Origin of the sequence: Citrobacter sp. BDA59-3, assembly GCF_015167655.1 — a bacterium.
Lineage (GTDB): Bacteria > Pseudomonadota > Gammaproteobacteria > Enterobacterales > Enterobacteriaceae > Phytobacter > Phytobacter diazotrophicus.
Window position 1 is genome coordinate 2878423 of record NZ_CP063427.1, and the last position, 17192, is coordinate 2895614.

Here is a 17192-nt window from a genome sequence, read left to right on the forward strand (position 1 = left end):
TGTCCATCGCCAATACGGTGGCGCACATTAACTGACAGGAGAACACTATGAGCCGTTTAACCGCAATTCAGGTCGAAAATGCCACAGGCAAAACTGCCGATCTTTTCACAATGATCAAACGCGCAATGGGTAAAGTGCCAAACGCGTATCAGACGATAGGTATCGCGCCCGAGATCCTGGGCCAGGCGCTGCAACACAATGCCACGCTGGCAAAAAGTACGCTGAGTAAACAGGAGCTGGAAGCCATTAACCTGGTCGTGAGTGAACTCTCCGGCTGCGATTACTGCCTTGCCGCGCATACCTTAACGGGCAAAATGGCCGGTTACAGCCTCGCGCAAACACAGGCACTGCGCCGGGGCGAATATCCGGATGATGCCCGTATTGATGCGCTGGTGAAATTCGTCGCAACCGTGGTATCAACCCGTGGAACGCTGGCAGAAGAGACGGTAACCCGCTTCCTGGCGGCAGGCTTTAACGACCGCCAGGTTATAGAAATCATCAGTGCGATCAGCGCAATCCTGTTTACCAACATGGTCAACCGCGTCAACAATACCGTGGTGGATTTTCCACCCGTAAACTAAACACACTCGGACATTAAGGTTTCTATCATGGCGGTGACGGGTTCCTTTGCACATCATTACCCGCCCCGCCTTTCTCACGGGCAGGCACGGCCTGACGCGCTACAATTTTTCCACCAGCGTTTTTAATTGCCTGAGTAAATCGTCTTTTTCATCTTCATCGCTGCCTCCTTACCGTTATGTCTCTGTTTACCCTGAAAGGCGGTAAAACGCTGCTGGCGGAACCAGGATATAACAGCGCCGCGTGATAACAGCCCATGGAGGGGATGACAGGTCTTCAAAAAACGCGACGGCAGGTTATCTGGTACTGATGCGCCAGATAGCCGTCCGGGTGTGTAAGCGGTTAAAATAAAAAATATAAACGTTGCTTAATTAATTTCCCTATGTCTTAATAGCGCCATCGGTTTGGAATACAGACCTTATGAAAGCAGTTTTAGTAAAGCAGTCCTCAGTTCAAGTGTTATCCATAGATATCCTTCTTCGAGAGCCTCCTCCTAAGTGCCAAATAAGTCACTCTAACATTACAGGCCATTATTGCCACTCTGCGTGGCCCATAAAATTAAGGAATTATCTATGTCTAATAAAATGACTGGTTTAGTAAAATGGTTTAACTCCGATAAAGGTTTTGGCTTTATCACTCCTGACGATGGCAGCAAAGATGTATTCGTACATTTCTCTGCAATCCAGAGCGACAGCTACAAAACGCTTGATGAAGGCCAGAAAGTATCCTTCACTATCGAAAGTGGCGCTAAAGGCCCTGCGGCCGGTAACGTTACCGCGCTGTAAGTCGCGCTCATTATCAGTGATGTTTACAACAGCGATGAAGACAATAGTCTGAGCAGATAAAATCTACTGGTAAAAATAAACCCGCCGAGTGCGGGTTTTTTATTGCCTTATATTCAGCCAGCGGCTCGCTTTTATTATTTACGGTTAGCGGACCGGTTATTAAACAGCCAGCGCCTGACTTACCCCAGGGTAATTCACCCTCTGCCCTTGCAGCCCTTTTATCGACAGAGGGTTATCTGTATTTTCTCAGATGGACGTTCCCCGTACCCTAATAGGCTCTTTGATGGCATTCACGGACAACAACCGCTGAAGCGCATTAATAGCGGTGTCAGTGAGTTCATGCCCTTTAGTCAAGACCATCAGTCCATTCGATGTCAGGATATCTTCCTCAACCACCCATCCGGGCAACAGTTCACGAATATGGGCCGAACGAACGCCACTCACGTTTGCGCGGAAATCTGACAATGCCTTAATGATGTAGTCGGGCAGTGGTGGCGTGGCCGCACGCAGAATTTCCCATGGCCGCTCCAGGCTCCAGCCACGGACAGCATGTTTTTCCAGTTCGAGCGCTGCACGCAGCAAATGCGCGCCTCGCAGAACCTCCAGGGGGACATTCGGCGCCGGCTCTTTCGCCTGGTGACGTATAATTTCCGCGACCAGTTCGAGGCGAGGAATGTTCTCAACCAACCGCCCGGCAACCTCCGGATGACCAAGCAGCAGTTTTTTCTCTTCATCCGTCAGTTTACGCTGAGCCGCATCGGCCTGGACGATATCCGCAGGAATACCGACACAGCCTATCTGGCTTAGTGACGCCGCGATGGTGTAAATCCATTCATCGGGCCACTCCAGTTTTGGCAACGCATGATTCACACATGACTGCGCGAACGCGGAGCGCTGAAAAGCCCATGGCGCGACCATCGCGAGCACTTCGGTCAACGTTTTCACCGAAGCGGTAAGCGTGGTGGCAAGCAACTCTTTTTCGGCACAAATAAGGCGATACTGGCGCACCGCCTCATTTAGCGTGGCAATCAGTTCGTCTTTTGGACAAGGCTTACACAGATAACGAAAAATGGCGCCTTTATTGATAGCCGCAATAGAGGACTGCACATCGGCCTGACCGGTCAGCAGGATGCGAACACTGTCGGGAGAGATTTCCCGCGCTTTCGCCAGGAAAGTCGCCCCGTCCATGCCAGGCATACGCATATCGGACACGATGACGGCAAATTTTTCGCCCCAGCGAACGGCGTCGAGCCCGGCCTCGCCGCTCTTTGCGACTACTACATCAAATTCCCCAAAAAGATTGCGTTCAATGGCGGCGAGCACATTGGGTTCATCATCCACGCACAGTACCCGAGCGAGGGCAGTATCAGTCATGATGGGTCTCCTTTATATGAGCAAGCATTTGCTGCCACAGAGGGAGCTGGTTCAGCATGCCTGTTTGTTCGAGATAATCGTTATCGGGTACGTTATTGTTCGCCAGCGCGACCGCAACATGTACGGTACCTATCGCACCGAAGCTATTATTCGTAAGGCGTGAAGGCTGAGCTTGCCGGGCAACGATCTCGACAAGATCGCCGGGCAATCCCCACAACGCCAGCATCCAGGCGCCCAGAGCGGCGCGGCTCGTGGGGGAATAGCCTTCATGCGCCATGTTGATATCGGGAAGCAGCAGAGCAATATTGGCGAGCAATGCGGCGGTCGACTCCAGCCCCTCGCGGCCACACATGCGGGCGGCGAGTTGCGAGGCGAGAAAGGCCTTACGTTGTAACTCACTGACACCAGGATCACTGTTCGCTTCGGTAAAAAACTCAGATGTCTGGATCAATGACGTTATCTGCTCCAGCCCCAGGTGGGTGATGGCACTGTCGATATCGTGGATCCGCGCCCCTCGTGTGAACCAGGCCGAATTCGCAATCTGCAAAAATCTGACCGTCAGCGCGGGATCGCGCCTGATGAGATCAGTCATGCGCGGGATATCACAGGCAGACCCGGAAAGGCATTGTCTCAGTTCGGCGAATATCTCAGGTGTGGCAGGCAGGTGGCTAATATGTCCCGTTAAATCAATGAGCCCCGGATCGTCAATGGTCTGGCGTAGCGCGAGCGTACTTTCGATCATCTCGATCAGGGCCGTACTGTCACACGGCTTAGACACAAACCGGTGCGCGACCTGGAGCATTCGCTGGGTTGATGTGGGCTCTGAATAGCCAGAAAGGATTATCCGTACCGTACCCGGCCAGCGGGCGCGAACCTGGGTGAGCAACTCAGCCCCATCCATAAAAGGCATGCGCATGTCCGATACCACAACATCTGCCGGGGTCTGTTCAAGCATCGCCAGCGCATCAGGACCACTACTTGCAAAGCGGCATTCCCAATCGGGGTTATACATCATGACCGCTCTCTCAATGCCCGAGAGTATGCGGTTTTCATCGTCAACAAACATCACCTGCATGCCGTTCATCCCTCTTTGCGACTATGAAGCGGAAATTGCAATATGAACGTTGACCCCACCCCTTCCTCAGACTCGCAGCGGATATGTCCCATGTGTTTGTCGATGACCGTCGAGTAGACAATGGCAAGCCCCTGCCCCGTTCCCTTACCGACGGCTTTGGTCGTGAAGAAGGGATCGAAAATACGATCCAGGATACCAGCGGGTATGCCGCTACCATCGTCCTGCACCCGTATTTCCATAAAGTCGCCGTTTTGCTCAGCGGAGATGACAATACGGCCTTTTTCCTTAACGCCTTTCTGGAGGGTATCAGCAATCGCATGGGCGGCGTTGACCACTAAATTAAGTATGGCCTGACCGACCATATCGCGCAGACATGGCAGCAAGGGCAAATCGTCGCCAAAATGGGTTTCCAGATCAGCGACATATTTCCACTCATTGCGCGCGACTGTTACGGTTGTACGGATGACTTCACGGATATCGACCGATTCTTTCTCGTTTTGCGATGGGTGAGAAAACTCCTTCATGGCAGCGACAATTTTCGCAATGTGCTCAAGGCCTTCCAGGGACTCATCTAACGCTGAGGGAATTTGGCTGCGCAAAAAATCAATCCGTGCACGTTTTAAAACCGTGTCGAATGCCTCTATCGTCGGCTCATTGTCCAGTTTCTCGCGCGCAACGTCGACCACCGCAAGCGCAGCATCAAGTACCTTTGTCAGCGTTGCATGGGCGGTTTTCACAAAACCAACGTTGTCAGAAACATACTGGGTCGGGGTATTAATTTCATGCGCAATACCCGCGGCAAGCTGGCCAATTGATTCCATTTTCTGCGCTTGCAACAGTTGGGCCTGCGCTAACCGTAATTCAGATAATGCTTTTTCAAGCTCGCGCCGCTCGTTCTCAAGTTCCATCGTCTTACGAGCAACGACTTTCTCCAGGCCAATATTCTGTTCCAGAATCGCAAAAGGCGTTGTATGGCTATGCCTGGCCTCTTGCGCAATACGGCGTTTCAGGACATCGATTGTTTTATCGCGAGCGAGAAGTTTGCGCTCATAATCGGCAAGTGACAGGCCCGCATGGGGTTCGTGGGTAAAAGAAGACATAATTCATCCTCCGATAGCAACGCCTGTGAATGTCTGATTTACGTGCAGCCCGTTGTACTGCTCGCCGTAGGTAGAAAAACCGATCACATTGTTCCGGCGCATAATGTCGCTAATCGGTTCTTCAAGCCCTTCTTCTTCAAACTGGAGGCGGCGAAGAATACAATCGCAACCGATGATGACACGCGGGTCAGGAATTATTTCATGAACTTTTTCAAACGATTGCCTGAAGGTCTCGATGGGATCTTCTGCTCTGCCAATCGAAATAATCAACCCCTCTTCAATCGCGCAATAACAGGTTAACGAAAAATCGGCATTCCATTTCTGAATGGAGCGTACATAAGGTTCATCGCCAAGCGCGAGCACCAGCGGGTTGCGAGAAAATATCGTGGGTGTTAACTCGTCCACGCTCAGGCCGAGAGATTCGGCGTAGACTTGTGCAGCAGGTTCACCGTTAATTTCAAAAATGATCCGTTTCTCTGGATCGGCTTCGGTAATCACCAATTCCACATCGCTGGGAACAAAGTGTTGAATTTTAAACGTCGCAAGAGGAGAGTGGGTCTCAATGACCGCAAAAACCGCAGCGTCTGATACAAATTTACCATTGCCGTCGTAAATGAAGCTTTGTTCAAAGCGCAGGTCATCACCCGCCGATCCCCCGATGATAGGCACATTCCCTATCTGCTGATAAAGATTAGCCACAAGTCGCTCTTCTGCCATCGAAAGCCCGTCGACAAGCAACAGACCGAAGCGATTAATATTCGGCCTTGCCTCGCTGTCGAGACGGATTTTTTCAGCCATATCCGCAATAACGGCAGAGTATTCAACTAAGGGATGGATCATATAAGCGGTGGCCCGAAAATCGCGCCCCAAGCCCAGACCGAGCATCCCGGAGTGCTGGAAACCATCCAGACCAATTTGCCCGGAGGAGGTGCATCCTATAAGCGTGCATGAAAAGGTTTTTTTTAATTCGCTGCCTAAAGTTTCAAGATCATAATCCGGAGAGCAAAAAAATAAGATGGTTTCAATATCCTCATGACCAATCTTATTGGCAAATTCAGCTACAGCCTGGACAGGATCGCGTAATTCACTACTTGCATATTTTAGTTTGACATTCACGGCATATTCTCCGGCTGAGAAAAGCGATAGTGTTTATTTTAAACAGTACATGCTCAAAAAGATGCTCGTCTGGATTCAACAGTTGGGGAGTCATAAAAGCTGCCACCAGGCCACTTATGAATGCCTGTCTTAATTAGTTATACATGCATGGCATTTCTCTTCAAAGACGCACGTGAACTTTCTTTTCAGGCCGCCGTCTGGATCACTTTTGTTACCCTTTCATTCAAAACCCGGCTAATTAACGTACGTCTGTTTTTCGTTCGGCAAAATAGTGCGCAGGGGTGCTGCCCATCGTTTTTTTGAACATGGTGATGAAGGCATTCACCGATTCATACCCCAGGTTTGCCGCCACGTTTTGTACCGAGACGCCGCTTGCCAGCGCCTGCAGAGCAAGAATCAGATGGAGCTGCTGACGCCATCGTCCGAAGGTTAGCCCTGTCTCGCGTAGCATCAAGCGTGCCAGCGAGCGCTCGCTGAGCGCCAGCCGTTTAGCCCACGCTTTAAAGGTGCTGCGATCCTCCGGGTTACTGACCAGCGCATCTGCCATAGCGCGTATTTTGGGATGGGCCGAAACGGGCAGACTCAATTTCTGTTGCGGCATGGTGGCTAACTCGTCAAGCGTCACTCTGGTCAGTCTTGCGACATGGCTATCGGGCGGGTAATCAATGCCCTCACGCGTTAAGCGGTCCACCAACTCTTTAATCAGCGGTGAAATCGCCAGCGTGCAACATTTTTCCGGAAGCGCAGTGGCGCCGGGTTCAATAAACAGATAATTGAGATGGGCATTCCAGGTCGCTTTGGCGCTGTGAGGAACGCCGCCCGGTATCCAGACGGCACAATTTGGCGGCACTATCCATATGTCATTTTCGGCGCGACAGATAACCGCGCCATACAGCGCAATGATCAATTGCCCCTTGCGATGTGTATGTACCGGCACTTCGGCCTCGTAATCAATAAAATCAAGATGCCGCGCCACTGCCGGGCACGAGGTGGCGTCAGGGTCAAATAATGTTGTAACGAATTGCGGCTTCATGTAATTGGCAACATTTAGGTATTTTTTGACAGAATAGAGTATTTAATAGCATAGGCAAGCCGGTAATAATCCCCGGCATGAACACATTCGCTCTCTTTCACAGTCATTTTTTACGCGCTGCCAGCAAGCTATTACGCCGTGTGGCTTCTCCCGCACTGCTGAACGATGCTAACGCGTTGCTCTATTCTGCAAAGACTTTTACCGCCGCGATGCTCGCCTATTTTATTGCGTTGTCGATAGGTCTTGAGCGCCCATCATGGGCCATCATTACCGTGTACATTGTTTCGCAAACCTCGGTGAGCGCGTCACTGAGCAGAAGCCTTTATCGCCTGGCAGGTACGGTCATCGGCGCCGGAGCGACCGTTTTGATCGTGCCCACTTTCGTGAACATGCCGGTGCTTTGCAGTGTGATGCTCACAGGCTGGATAACCTTCTGTCTCTATTTATCCCTCCTTGTACGCACTTCACGTGCGTATGCTTTTGTATTAGCCGGTTACACCGCGAGCCTGATTGGTTTTCCTGCGGTGTTTGATCCCGGCACTATTTTTCATATCGCCATTCTCCGCGTGCAGGAGATCATGATTGGTATTTTCTGCGCCGCGCTTATTCACAGATACGTATTGCCCGCGCGTATTTCAGGGGTGTTCAACAACAAATTAGCGCAGACATTACGCTCGGCCCGGCTGAAAATTGCCGATACCTTAGCAGGCAAACCCGATGAGCATTCCGATAGCCTTCATCTGGCGCTGGCACTGCAGTTTTTGCAGGGTATCAGCCACCATATCCCTTACGACTTTGCCCTTTCTGCGCCGGTCCGCCAGGCACGAAAAGCCATCCATGACCGGCTGGCTCGTCTGTTAATTGTGAATTGTGAATTACGCGATCGCTTACCGACGCCAGAGGAGATACCCGTCAAGCTGCGGTTGTTGCTAAAGGATGTCCAGACCTGGCTTACTCATGAGGGAGAAAGCGAGCAGACAATCAGCGCAGAGGCGCTAAAAAAACGCAGTGAACAGTTAACGGCGTTATACGCTTCGCAGACACCGACAATGACAGATGCGATACGGACCAGTTTTACGCGCCACCTGACAGAAGCCATCGTGCTTTTACAGCAATGCGAACGCCTTTCTGATGCGGTTCGCCACGCGAAAAACACTCCCGCGCTGATGGAGGCCAAGGCTGCAAAAGGCTACGTATTCCACCGGGATCACCTTAGCGCTGCACGCACAGCATTGGGGGCTTTCTCGATAATCTTAAGCGGCTGCCTGATTTGGATTTACTCAGCCTGGCCTGATGGCGCCACGGCGGTCTCTGTTCTTGGGGTCTGCTGTACGCTGTTTGCCAGTTTCGACACGCCAGCCCCCCACCTTGTGAAATATATTATGGGTTCCGTCTGGGGGGTACTGATAAGCCTGTTCTATAGCTTTGTCCTTCTTCCGCAAGTGACCGATTTCGCGGTATTGGTTGCGGCACTTGCCCCCGCCTATTTGCTGGCCGGATCGCTCCAGGCGCGCCCGCCTACCACATTTATGGCGATGGGGATCACCCTCACCCTGCCTATCCTTTGCGAATTAGGCGCGCATTACAGCGGGGACTTCGCTGTAGCCATCAATACCTCTATTGCCTTGTTTGCCGCTATCGGCTTTGCCGTGGTCAGCATGAGTTTGTTGCAAACGGTGCAGGCAGACGCGGCCATTAACCGTCTGCTGAAACTCTGTCGACGCGATATCCGGCGCAGTGTGAAAGGTGTTTTTAAACCCGATGATATGCACTGGACCAATCTGATGATAGACAGAACAGCCCTTTTACTGCCGCGTTTGCAACGCAGTGAGCACGCCTCAGAACAGGTGCTTGAGCATATGTTGCACTATCTGCGAATTGGCCTCTCTGTCATGCATTTACGCCACTGTTATTCGCGGGCGGAAAGAAAAACAGCCAGAGAGATCAATGACCTGCTTTACCAGCTTATTCACACGAAAGACATACCTGCCGTACGCGAGCGCATTGCGTCAATGATTTGCCTCTCTCTGCCTGCGCCAGATGAACAATCGCGCCAGGTTGTCGACAGGCTTGTTGACCTGCACTGCGCACTGCGAAGTAGCAAGAAGGAGCAAGAAAATGCTGAATGACATCAATATTGGGGGTGTATTTCTCCCCGGTCTGCTGGTCATTGCGCTTATTAGCCTGGCCTGCACGCTGTTACTCGTGCCGCTGTTCTCTTTCAGCAGGTTTTATTGCCGTTTGCCTTGCCGCCCGCTGATTGGTTTCTCACTGTATATCGTCACTTTTTTCCTGTTCCTGCAGGACGCTAACGCGCTGGGGTTATTTGCATGAAATCGTTTCTCTCTTTATTGACCCGCTATGCGCTGACGCTAAGCGCAGCCGCCGCGTCAGCTATTCTGGCTTTCATGATGTGGAAGCATTATGCGCAGACGCCCTGGACCCGCGATGGCCGGGTTCGTGCGGATGTAGTGCAAATTGCGCCGGATGTCTCAGGGCCGGTTATCAGCGTGGCTGTCAGAGACAATCAATGGGTGAATCGTGGCGATGTTCTCTACTCCATCGATCCGCACTGGTTAACGCTGGCATTGCTCAGCGCGCAGGCTGATGTCGATGCTAAACGTCATGAAATGCTGATGCGCCAGGATGCCGCCAGACGACGTGTGCAGATAAAAGGCATGATTTCCGGTGAGGATTTGCAGCAAACAAGCAGCGCGGCGAATATCGCAACGGCCAATTACCATGGTGCGCTGGCTGCGCTGGAACTGGCAGAACTCAATTTATCCCATGCCACCGTGCGGGCGCCGGTTGCCGGTTATGTCACACATCTGAGGCTTCGCCCCGGCGACTACGCAACTGCCGGGGAAACAAAGGTAGCCATCGTCGACGCGCAAAGTTTCTGGGTGGTGGGTTATTTTGAGGAAACCAAACTGCGCCACATTCGCGTGGGAAATACCGCGCACATTGCGCTGATGGGGTTCGAGCCCGTCCTGACCGGCCACGTTGAGAGTATCGGGCATGGGATTGGTGATAATAATGACGACACGGGCGGTCTTGGCCTGCCGCAGGTTGAGCCGACTTTTAACTGGGTACGTCTTGCCCAGCGCATCCCGGTGCGTATTCACATCGATAACTTGCCACAAGGGGTAGAATTGGTAGCAGGCTTGTCGGCAAGTATCTCCATCGCACCTTAGGCCACACTGGTTGTCATAGTTATCCAAATCATTCCCCTCACGGCGTGGATAGCACCGCGCCGGTTGCCTCTTGTGGCGGTCGGAATGACGTTTCTCGCGTCCCATTACAATAACATTCGGTGCGCGCGGAAAATAAGATATATTCCGGAGGAAAAATTCAGCGTCCTTTTACGCTCTTTCTTAATCGTTTTTAAATTCTGCGCACGAATTTGTCGGCACACGATGCGTTAAATAGATTTAAAAAATATTCACCCGCAGGTACCAGATGTATTTAAAATTGTTATTCTGGTTGTGCTTAATCACCTCTCTCCATAAGGATCACCCATGCCAGAGTACTGTTTTTTTAAAAAGGTTAAGCATACCGTTGCTCTGAAAAAATCAGATGAACAACGCGCATTTCAGTTGACTGAGCAGGGTTATGAAAAGCAGTTTGAAGAGGTCATCGCCGCGAATGAAAAACAGGCGCTTGCCCGTTTTGCTGATATTCGCCGGGAAAAGGAAATCGATCAGCATAACTTCCTGGCAGGCGCTTTTGCTATGCCGCTGATAGGCGTTATGACGGCGGCAGCAACGTCTCTTTTCAAAAAGAAGAAAGACGCAAGCAAAACATAACGCCCTTACATTAAGGGGCACCGGATTGACGGGCCGCAGACCTGAACGTTGCAGCCCGCCAGCGGTGATACATCGTCACTGCGACAACATCCCCATTCACGCGTGAGCAGGGTTTATCTGTTTTATCGCCAGTTCCACGACATCTTTACTGAAATCAAAATCACCGCTCAGCAATGCCGCAGCGTCAAACCAGCGCGCTTCAAAGACATCCGACGCGGCAGTCGGTTCTCCCCCCTGCCAGGCACAAATGACCGGGATCAGCAGATAATGGTAACGAAGCTCGCCGGCGGCGTTGTAATCGAATGCTTCCAGGGGCACATCCGTCGACTGGTAAATAACCCTCAGTCCGGTCTCTTCGTTTACTTCACGCAACGCGGCCTGTTCTATGGTTTCGCCTGCCTCGATTTTTCCACCCGGAAAACCCCAAAAACCTGCATCAGGTGGGTTAGAACGGCGTACAAGCAGTACACGAGATTCATGGACGATCACCCCCAGTACGGCGGCAACGGGATGTATGGTGTGTGGCATGATACGCTTTCCTGCGCGCACTGGCCGGGAGCGCCCGGCGCAGCGCCCTTAAATACGATTAATTTTTCACCCACTTACTCGCAGGCGCCTGATAGTTGCGAAAATACGCCACGACGCTTTCGACATCCGTGGAAAACGGCAGCATATCGGCATAGCGGGCATGCATGAATCCCTCGGTAACCATTTTCTCAACCATCGCCTGCAGCGGATCGTAATAACCGTTGATATTCAGGAATGCGCAGGGTTTGTGGTGGATCCCGAGTTGTGCCCAGGTCCACTGCTCGAAAATCTCTTCCAGCGTACCCGCACCACCAGGCAATGCGATAAAGCCATCCGATAGCGCCGCCATTTTGGTTTTTCGCTCGTGCATATTTTCCACGACGTGAAGCTCACTCAGCCCCTGGTGCGCGATCTCCTTTTCAAACAGACCACGCGGCATAACCCCAACCACATGGCCACCTTGCGCCAGGCAGGCATCGGCAACGGCGCCCATCAGGCCAACCTTACCGCCACCGTAGACAAGAGAAATGTCGGCCGCCGCGAGGGTTTTGCCCACATAGCGCGCCGTTTCGATATACAGCGGATTTTCCCCGGAAGATGAACCACAAAAGATACCAATCGCTTTCATTACAACACTCCGTTGTTAGTGGAGGCGGTAATTTACCATATCTTTGTGTCAGCTTATTGCGCCTGTGGGTTGGACAATGTCGGTCGGCATATTCAGGGAATTAAATGCGGAACAGTAAATTTAATAAGCTCAGTTTTTGTTCCGTAATTGTTGCGTACACTCACGTTAACCATTAAGGAGGTACGTATGAATATCGATAGCTGGCTCAACCAACTGCTTAACGCTTTCATCGAACAACAAAAACCTGCATGGATGCCACAATGCCTCTGGCTGTCACCGCAGAAGAAGATAGCGATTATCCGTGAGTTGATATGTCCGGTGAGTAAAAAGTAAAAACATCATCTGGCGTCAGGGAGGCCAGATGATGTTGATAAACAGTGCGGCCTCCCCACCAAAAACCGGGGGCGTCCGTGAGTCCGGAAATTCACTCCTCTTCGGCTTCCAGTGCCCGCTTGATATCATTAAGTTTTGCTGTCTGGCGGCGCATCTCCAGCAGGTAGAGCGCTTCATAGGCTTCGATACCCACGAGGTTTTGTTCACCCAGCATATCTAAATCCTCTACCAGTAACGCGATCTCTTCCGGCGTGATTTTCGGTCTCATCATCACTCTCCTTTGGGTTAAACAAGCCAGCTTTGCGTCAAAAGACAAAGGGTAAGTATAACGGCAGTGGCTCCTTTTAACGAAGAAGCCGCCCGATGTCGGCCTGGTGCTATTCGTACTTGTTTCGGTGTCGCTGGCAGTAAAGCAGAAGATAATCTTCAAATGAGGGGGGTAAATTGAACGTTATCGCCTGTTGCACCACGTGAATACCGTAATGTTCAAAATAATCACTACGGGTTACGCGAAACTGGTCGATGAGGATTAGCGGTTTAGGATCAGACAGCGTGCTTTTTTGCTCGTCGATGACCTTCACTAAATACGTATCAGCATCTGTCGCAATAACATCATAACGAACAAGACGATCGCCGGATTCGGCTGACAGGTAGTGCGTTTTTATGGATGAGTAAATCATTGGCTTACTCCTTTTATACGCGACTTATCAGAAGTATATCCGCTTAAATGAGGAGTGAAATAGTAGCGTTCACATTTCTTAGATTCGTATTTACGTCTTCCAGGTGATAACACATTTCTGCCAAACGTAGAAACAGCCCAAATTGACAGGCCCGCTTATCCAGGCAGGCCATGGTCAAATAAATTTACCCTGTAGTTGGGGACGTAAGCGGTCCACCAACGATCTCTATTTCAACGTCATGACAGATCTCAAACCCTTCCGTAAGGCGCCAGACACCGGTCATTATTTTTCCTGTATCCATATTCTCAACTTTATCATGGGTATAGTAAGCCATCTGCACAATACCCTGGTGCTGGATCCAGTAATAACCCTCTTTCATGGGTACACTCTGCGAGTTACTCGCCGGAATGAGTGCTATGCAAGGTCACTCAAAATACGCGGCAAAAGATAAAGACCCAACAGGAGAATTGAGTCATTCAGGATGTGGAAACCGTGATGCCGGGTGCCTCCCGGTGTTCCTGACGGTCAGTCAGAAACGCATTCGCTATTCGCGACTTGCATGGTATGAAGACCAGCCCCACCGCTGAGGGGGATTCATCACGTCAGAACGATTGTTTGTCGGCTTGCCATACCGGACCGTTTAAGTTTAGCCGCAAAAGGTACGTTTCACCAGCCTGGCCCGCCGCGTATGTGCGCCATAACGAATTAATGCAAAGTAAACACATTCTTAACTACCACATCGAAAATAGATAGCGAAAAAGCTCAACTTATTTCCCACCAGGCCGTTAATATAAATATGGGATAAAAAGTGAATGCAGATAGCCTGTCTGCGCGAGGAGAGAAAAATGCCGAAAATTTCTTTTGATCCTGAGTCCGGTGAACATAAGGTCATTGGTGTGATCACAACCGTCAATGTCACGCATGGCGGTTCCCTCTTCATTACTGAGACCGAAAACGGCGGCGTAACGACAACCACCGTCGAGTTTAATAACGGGGGATACGTCTCTTCTACACCAAACGAGGAGGGATTATGTGTCGCCAGCAAAGATGTGCTGATTACCTATACTGACGATCCGAATAACAAAGGCGGCATCACAATGAATGTGACCATGGATGAAAGCGTCAAATAAACGTCTGAGTGCGGGTAATAAAAGCGTCGCTTTCAGGTCCTGCGGCGACGCTTTTAACGATGATTTATGCATCTCCTCTTTCGCTGCCTGATTAACTCATTTTGCCATACATAGAAAATCCTGATTCTTATAAATGGACAATTGAATATATCATCATTCCTGTTGAATATTTAATTGACCAAACCATTTTGTCTGGAAAACGCCTTAACTTTCATTTTGAATGTTTCCAGGTCGTCTTGCTCCGCAAGTAATATGATATTTCCGCGAATATTATTTATTTGCTGTCGGTGTACATCCGTCAGTTTTTGCGCGGCAACAGGCTGGAGGAGGATAGCGGAGAGCGTTATTAATTTTTCGCCTGACCGTTCAGATATCGCCCTGATAGCATCCGGGAAGTACCCAGGCGCACCGGCCATCACGCTGTTTATAATCAAGAAAAAATAGTCCATCGCGCACTCCCTCTCTTGAACGGGTTTTAGTACGGATTACTTCTATTAAATTACTTTTAATATATAGCCTGGCAATAACGTTGTATTGCTATTATCAGCACAGTACGACGCTGATTAACAAGAATTCATTATCGAGAAGAAGATCCAGATTCAGAAAATCACAGTGTACTGCCCGTTTCGAAACCGGAACCAAACAGGCAAGGGGTTCGACGGCACCAGCGAATGGCCGTCGAACCAGTGCGGAGAGCAAGTTATGAGGGCACCGAGCCTTCTGGCGCCGTCTGTTTTGCCAAAGTACGCGCCAGAATCGAAGAATATAACGGTTTCCCACCAAGAAATTGTGCGAGTAACGTCGCACCGAGGCAGGTAATAATCATCGGCAGTATGAGCTGATAATTATCTGTCATTTCCAGTACCAGGACGATCCCCGTTAGCGGAGCACGAACGGACGCAGCAAATAACGCCCCCATCCCGGCAATGGCAAACGTACCGGCTTCAAGCCCATAGGCCGGGAACAAATCCGCGACACCCACACCATAGGCGGTGCCGAGCACGGTACCTAACGCCAACATTGGCGCGAAAATTCCGCCAGGCGCCCCGGAGCAAAAACAGAGCAGCGTTGTGAGCAGACGGACCAGAAACATCACGATTAACGCATAAAACGTACAGCCGCCGCTGGCCGCATCGGGGATCAATTCAAAGCCGCCTCCGGCCCCTGGCGCATAAAGCAGCGCAAGGATGCCACATCCGCCACCTATACATCCCCCTACCACCAGGGTTCGCCATGTTCGCCCGCCATAGATATGCTGAAAACCATCCTGAAAAAGAAAGACGAGGCGATTAAATAATACGCCGACGAGGCCAAATAACATCCCTAACACGAGATACAGCCACAGCGTATTGACTGGCGCATTGGATAACTGCCCTACGGCGATGACCGGGCTTTCGCCATTAAATGTGCGAAATACGATGCTTGCCATGATCACGCCAATAAAAACGGCTTTGATGGAGATAAGGTTATAGCGAAATTGCGGCCTCATCTCTTCGAGAATAAAGAGAATACCCGCCAGCGGTGCGTTAAACGCTGCCGCCAGACCGGCAGCCGCCCCCGTTGCCAGCAATGAATGGCGCGCCTCACCATGTTTTATCCGCAACAGGTCAGAGACCATTCGGCCAATATTACCACCGAGCTGAACGGTCGGCCCTTCTCTGCCGAGCACCATGCCTGCGCCGAGCGTTCCCATACCGCCAAAAAACTTCACCGGTATGACACGCCACCAGCGTACAGGGCGTAACTCTTCCAGCGCGCCTTCGATTTCAGGGATACCTGAGCCCGATGCCTCAGGCGCAAAACGCCTGACGAGAAAATAGCCCATCACCGCCAGCAGCCCGGAGATAATAAAAGCCATAATCCATAGCGCCCACCCGCTTAAGTCAGCCTGCTGCAGAAAACTTATTCGCCAGTGCTGCACGGCATTGACGGCGCGAAAGAATGCGACGCCAGCAAACCCTACGAGCGTGCCAACAATAGCAGCACAAATTAATACGGCGACGGGCGTCCGGTCACGGTACAGCAACGCTTTGAACATGCTTTTGCGTGCAAGTTCCGTTTCTGGAACTTGCACATCTGATGAACCAGGAACAATCATTTTTTGCAATGTCATCTACCAACAAGGGAGGAGAGTTTAACGCACCTTATGCCGACTAAACAAAAACGATGTCGTTACAGGACGTATCACTTCCCTTGCAACAGGTCCCCTCGCGCGGAATAACGTCCTGTCGTGTTGCTGTCAGCCCGCTGTCGTGTGGGTGTCGTGTTGCTCTTATCTGGCCCCAGGCATACTTCTGCCGGGTAAACATTCAACCAGGAGAATACCATGACTATTTTCACCATCCTCAGTCATACCCCGCTGTGGGTATGGATACTTTTTGCTTTTCTTATAATGCGGGGTTATGCCGCGCTCTCAGAACGCGAAATGAATATCAGTCAGTTGTTTATTTTACCGCTACTCTTTCTGATTTGGGGAGTGTGGGGGTTAAAGGAAGAGTTTAATTTTAATGTTGCCTCATTAGTGGGCATGTTTAGCGGACTTGCCTTGGGTATTGTGGCCGGGTGGCGGTTATGGAAAAACCAGCCTCGTTTAAAAAACAAACCGCATAGCGACAGAATTATTCGCGCGGGCACGCCTCTGACACTGGTTTTTATTATCATGGGCTTTGGCTCGAAATATTGTTTGCTGGTTTGGTTGTCGCTGCATCCGGAAGCACACTATGCAGTACAATTCAGCGCCCTGTTCGGCGTTATTACGGGACTTGTTGATGGGTTATTCTGGGGTGGGACACTGAATCTTTTTTCCTCATGGCGCAAAATGTCGCCACATGTACGAAGCGCTTAGGCAGATTCTGCGGCACTCTGGCACACCCTTTTGGCAAATTATGCGGCCTGCTGTAGTCATGCAGGCCCACGGAACATAATTACTCGCCGTTGAGTATCAGCTTATTATAGGCCTCTAATAGTTGCATCTGAGAAACATAACGGTCGGCCACAAAAGAGATGGCGCCACATTTACCATTGC

At 50.9% G+C, this 17192-nt stretch carries 21 protein-coding genes; 9 read left to right on the forward strand and 12 right to left on the reverse strand.

Annotated features, from left to right (window positions below):
* Nucleotides 1-47 precede the first annotated feature (47 nt).
* Together IP582_RS13450 and cspA are read left to right on the forward strand one after the other, a co-directional pair.
* Nucleotides 48-581, forward strand: a complete 534-nt coding sequence (locus IP582_RS13450; protein WP_039078903.1) for a carboxymuconolactone decarboxylase family protein — start codon at nt 48-50, stop codon at nt 579-581.
* Nucleotides 582-1151: 570 nt separating this feature from the next.
* Nucleotides 1152-1364: an RNA chaperone/antiterminator CspA gene (gene cspA / locus IP582_RS13455; protein ID WP_016495754.1), complete on the forward strand. Its 213-nt coding sequence runs from the start codon at nt 1152-1154 to the stop codon at nt 1362-1364.
* A gap of 246 nt (nt 1365-1610) precedes the next feature.
* Here the strand turns inward: cspA and IP582_RS13460 are convergent, their stop codons facing one another.
* The 5 genes from IP582_RS13460 to IP582_RS13480 form a co-directional block, all read right to left on the reverse strand.
* Nucleotides 1611-2738, reverse strand: a complete 1128-nt coding sequence (locus IP582_RS13460) for an HD domain-containing phosphohydrolase (protein WP_193793470.1) — start codon at nt 2736-2738, stop codon at nt 1611-1613.
* The gene (locus IP582_RS13465) at nt 2731-3822 is read right to left on the reverse strand and encodes an HDOD domain-containing protein (RefSeq protein WP_228007892.1); all 1092 of its coding nucleotides are present in this window, start codon (nt 3820-3822) and stop codon (nt 2731-2733) included. The genes IP582_RS13460 and IP582_RS13465 overlap by 8 nt, the downstream gene beginning before the upstream one ends.
* Nucleotides 3819-4913, reverse strand: coding sequence for a sensor histidine kinase (locus IP582_RS13470; protein WP_193793471.1), 1095 nt, complete (start codon nt 4911-4913; stop codon nt 3819-3821). The genes IP582_RS13465 and IP582_RS13470 overlap by 4 nt, the downstream gene beginning before the upstream one ends.
* Nucleotides 4914-4916: 3 nt before the next feature.
* Nucleotides 4917-6029 (reverse strand): FIST N-terminal domain-containing protein, encoded by a 1113-nt coding sequence (locus IP582_RS13475; RefSeq protein WP_193793472.1) that lies wholly within the window; start codon nt 6027-6029, stop codon nt 4917-4919.
* A 238-nt stretch (nt 6030-6267) separates the two neighbouring features.
* Entirely contained in the window at nt 6268-7062 is a 795-nt protein-coding gene (locus tag IP582_RS13480; protein WP_039078895.1) for a helix-turn-helix domain-containing protein, read from the reverse strand.
* Nucleotides 7063-7139: 77 nt separating this feature from the next.
* Between IP582_RS13480 and IP582_RS13485 the strand changes: the two genes are divergently transcribed.
* From IP582_RS13485 to IP582_RS13500, 4 genes are all read left to right on the forward strand, one after another.
* Nucleotides 7140-9191: an FUSC family protein gene (locus tag IP582_RS13485; RefSeq protein ID WP_193793473.1), complete on the forward strand. Its 2052-nt coding sequence runs from the start codon at nt 7140-7142 to the stop codon at nt 9189-9191.
* On the forward strand, nt 9181-9396 hold the full coding sequence (locus tag IP582_RS13490; RefSeq protein WP_071194287.1) for a DUF1656 domain-containing protein: 216 nt from the start codon (nt 9181-9183) through the stop codon (nt 9394-9396). Before IP582_RS13485 ends, IP582_RS13490 begins: the two co-directional genes overlap by 11 nt.
* Entirely contained in the window at nt 9393-10256 is an 864-nt protein-coding gene (locus IP582_RS13495) for an HlyD family secretion protein (RefSeq protein WP_193793474.1), read from the forward strand. The genes IP582_RS13490 and IP582_RS13495 overlap by 4 nt, the downstream gene beginning before the upstream one ends.
* Nucleotides 10257-10580: 324 nt before the next feature.
* Nucleotides 10581-10868, forward strand: a complete 288-nt coding sequence (locus IP582_RS13500) for a hypothetical protein (protein WP_193793475.1) — start codon at nt 10581-10583, stop codon at nt 10866-10868.
* Nucleotides 10869-10964: 96 nt separating this feature from the next.
* On the opposite strand, the gene IP582_RS13505 is transcribed toward IP582_RS13500, so the two are convergent.
* Nucleotides 10965-11396, reverse strand: a complete 432-nt coding sequence (locus tag IP582_RS13505) for an NUDIX hydrolase (protein WP_193793476.1) — start codon at nt 11394-11396, stop codon at nt 10965-10967.
* Between the two features lie 58 nt (nt 11397-11454).
* Nucleotides 11455-12024 carry a TIGR00730 family Rossman fold protein gene (locus tag IP582_RS13510; protein ID WP_193793477.1) on the reverse strand — a complete coding sequence of 190 codons (570 nt, stop codon included), beginning with the start codon at nt 12022-12024 and terminating at the stop codon, nt 11455-11457.
* A gap of 186 nt (nt 12025-12210) precedes the next feature.
* On the opposite strand from IP582_RS13510, the gene IP582_RS13515 reads away from it, so the two are divergent.
* Nucleotides 12211-12357: a hypothetical protein gene (locus tag IP582_RS13515; protein WP_193793478.1), complete on the forward strand. Its 147-nt coding sequence runs from the start codon at nt 12211-12213 to the stop codon at nt 12355-12357.
* 91 nt (nt 12358-12448) lie between these two features.
* On the opposite strand, the gene IP582_RS13520 is transcribed toward IP582_RS13515, so the two are convergent.
* From IP582_RS13520 to IP582_RS25360, 3 genes are all read right to left on the reverse strand, one after another.
* Nucleotides 12449-12628: a hypothetical protein gene (locus IP582_RS13520; RefSeq protein WP_125124603.1), complete on the reverse strand. Its 180-nt coding sequence runs from the start codon at nt 12626-12628 to the stop codon at nt 12449-12451.
* Nucleotides 12629-12734: 106 nt separating this feature from the next.
* Nucleotides 12735-13037, reverse strand: coding sequence for a hypothetical protein (locus IP582_RS13525; RefSeq protein WP_193793479.1), 303 nt, complete (start codon nt 13035-13037; stop codon nt 12735-12737).
* Between the two features lie 184 nt (nt 13038-13221).
* Nucleotides 13222-13416 carry a hypothetical protein gene (locus IP582_RS25360; protein WP_228007893.1) on the reverse strand — a complete coding sequence of 65 codons (195 nt, stop codon included), beginning with the start codon at nt 13414-13416 and terminating at the stop codon, nt 13222-13224.
* 466 nt (nt 13417-13882) lie between these two features.
* On the opposite strand from IP582_RS25360, the gene IP582_RS13530 reads away from it, so the two are divergent.
* A complete protein-coding gene (locus IP582_RS13530) occupies nt 13883-14167 on the forward strand; it encodes a hypothetical protein (RefSeq protein WP_039078886.1) in 285 nt (94 codons plus the stop codon).
* Between the two features lie 170 nt (nt 14168-14337).
* Here the strand turns inward: IP582_RS13530 and IP582_RS13535 are convergent, their stop codons facing one another.
* A complete protein-coding gene (locus IP582_RS13535) occupies nt 14338-14616 on the reverse strand; it encodes a hypothetical protein (RefSeq protein ID WP_193793480.1) in 279 nt (92 codons plus the stop codon).
* Between the two features lie 251 nt (nt 14617-14867).
* Nucleotides 14868-16205: a H(+)/Cl(-) exchange transporter ClcA gene (gene clcA, locus IP582_RS13540; RefSeq protein ID WP_255520051.1), complete on the reverse strand. Its 1338-nt coding sequence runs from the start codon at nt 16203-16205 to the stop codon at nt 14868-14870.
* A gap of 288 nt (nt 16206-16493) precedes the next feature.
* Between clcA and IP582_RS13545 the strand changes: the two genes are divergently transcribed.
* Nucleotides 16494-17012 carry a DUF6622 family protein gene (locus IP582_RS13545; RefSeq protein WP_193793481.1) on the forward strand — a complete coding sequence of 173 codons (519 nt, stop codon included), beginning with the start codon at nt 16494-16496 and terminating at the stop codon, nt 17010-17012.
* Nucleotides 17013-17192: the final 180 nt, after the last annotated feature.